The organism is Chromohalobacter sp. 48-RD10, from assembly GCF_029889785.1.
GTDB lineage: Bacteria > Pseudomonadota > Gammaproteobacteria > Pseudomonadales > Halomonadaceae > Chromohalobacter.
The window spans coordinates 1-2,015 of record NZ_JARANX010000102.1; the positions used below are offsets into that span (position 1 = coordinate 1).

General features: G+C 61.2%; 4 protein-coding genes. All 4 read right to left on the reverse strand.

The window, feature by feature from the left end; genetic code table 11:
* Positions 1-314: hypothetical protein (locus OP496_RS17385; RefSeq protein WP_280565122.1), on the reverse strand; the 314-nt coding region annotated here is incomplete at its 3' end.
* A 137-nt stretch (positions 315-451) separates the two neighbouring features.
* Positions 452-733: a phage tail assembly protein gene (locus tag OP496_RS17390; protein WP_280565124.1), complete on the reverse strand. Its 282-nt coding sequence runs from the start codon at positions 731-733 to the stop codon at positions 452-454.
* Between the two features lie 114 nt (positions 734-847).
* A complete protein-coding gene (locus OP496_RS17395) occupies positions 848-1,354 on the reverse strand; it encodes a phage major tail tube protein (RefSeq protein ID WP_280565126.1) in 507 nt (168 codons plus the stop codon).
* Positions 1,354-2,015 (reverse strand): phage tail sheath family protein (locus tag OP496_RS17400; protein WP_280565129.1); only part of this gene is annotated, 662 nt, incomplete at its 5' end. The genes OP496_RS17395 and OP496_RS17400, both read right to left, overlap by 1 nt.

Sequence of the window (2,015 nt, forward strand, 5' to 3'; positions counted from 1 at the left end):
ACCTCATTGCGCATGTTGCGAAACTTGCCGCCAACATCGGCCATATCGAGGCGCTTCAATGCCTCTTGCCGGCGCTTGAGACGCTCTACCTCTTCGGTGACCTCGGCATACTTCTTGCGCAGTCCCTCAACGCTGCGGCCCTGGCGGCCGAACGTCTGGATCTGTTTGGAGAGTTCCTTCTGGCGAGACGTGGCTTTGCCAATCGCGCCGCCGACCTCGCGAATCTGACCCTTGGTATCGGTCAGCCCCTTGGTCAGTGACTTGGCCACCGTGCCGCCGATGGAGATCTGCGCGTTCAGCCGTTGGTTCGCCATGCTGCCCTACCCGTTGGAACGCGGCAGGCCTTCGACCCACCAGAGGAAGCGGCTGGTCCGCATCGCGCCTATCTCAGTCGCGGACCATCCGGTGTGCGATGCGAGCGCCAGCATCAGCCGGCGCACGTCATCGCGGCTCAGTTCAAAAAACCGGCATAGGCCTCTTGCAGACGTTGGTAGCTCTTGAGCGGCAGCCGGCGAATGTCGTCGGGAGAGATCTCGAGCAGGTTGGCGAACATCGCCACTTCACGCTTGGCGTCGCTGCCGTCCATCTCGTCGTGCAGGATCTGGTCATCGACCGTAGCCTCACGCATGCGCATCTTGGACTGCTCTACGCCATTGACGAGAGCGGGACGCACCAGGGTGATGTCGCAGGTGCCGTCATCGTTGTAGTTCAGGTAGTCCGGGGTATCGCTCATTGCCATGTTTCCTCTTCAGTTCTAAAAATGCAGGCGTTCATCGCCTCCACCCTCTATAAGGGGTACGACTCTCCGGAGGTCGAAAATCAACCCACACCTCTGGATAGGGGCGGCTCAGACACCTAGCGCCGTGCGCAAATCCGCCAGCAGATCCACGCCGTCGACGGTGCGGATCATGTTCTCGATATCGATCTCGTGGACGAGCACGCCGTCGTGCTCTTCTTTGTAGTAATCGAGCCGCATGGTGACGGTCATCGAGGCCACCTGCCCCGCCTGCCATGTACCGCGATCCAGGCTGGTGATCTTGCCGCGCATGGTATGCACGGTCCGGCGCCAGGTGCCGTCGTATGACTGCATGGCACCACGGCCCACAAAGGGCACGTTGTTGCCCTCGGAGACGCCGAATTGGCGCAAGATCTCGCGGTCGTAGGAACGCAGCACGAATGAGCTTTCCAACGGCTCCATACCCATATCGAGGGCGATGGGCGCATCCATGCCACCCGCGCGATGGTCCTCGGTTGAAAGCGTCAGCACCGGGGGCGTGTATTCCATGACCTGGCCGGCATACCCTCGGCCATCCACGGAGACGGTCATCTGTTTGATGATGTTGCGAGCAGCCATTACGCGAACACCTCCTCGACGTAATCGTTCACCAGCTTGCTACGGAACGTGATGCGCTCCGCGGGGTAAGGCGGGGTGAACTCGAAATTGAAGTAGACCTGGCCCTTCTGGACGTTGGCCGGGGTATTGAGGTCGGGATCCGCCCAGCAACGACCGCCCAGCAGCGCGCCCTGAGCTTTGAGGCTGGCGATGTAGGCGTTCACGCCTTCGGTCACGTCCTCGACGTAGGTCTTGGTGATGTTGCGATCCACTGCCCATAGATGAGCGCGCTGGATGCTGTCGTTGATCATGTCCGCCGTACGGCGCACAGAGAGGAAAACCCACTTGGTGTCGTCGGTGAGGGAGCGATTGCCCCACAGCCGGTAGCCGTCTTGGTTGATGATCGTGGCGATGCCGCCCTCGTTGAGCAGGTTGGCGCGCGCGTTCTCATCGCCCAGGGTGAAATCGACGCTACGGCTGGTGCCCAGGATGCCGTAGATCGCTTTGTTCGACGGCGACCACCAGAATCCCCGCTCGTTGTCGATGCGGGCAATGATGCCGGCAACGCGCGCCGACGGCGGTTCGCTGGTATTGCTGCCATCGCCCTGCAGGATCTTCACCCAGGGATCGACCAAGTAGATGCGAGCGCTGCCCCAATCCTCGGCATACTGCTGGGCAGCAT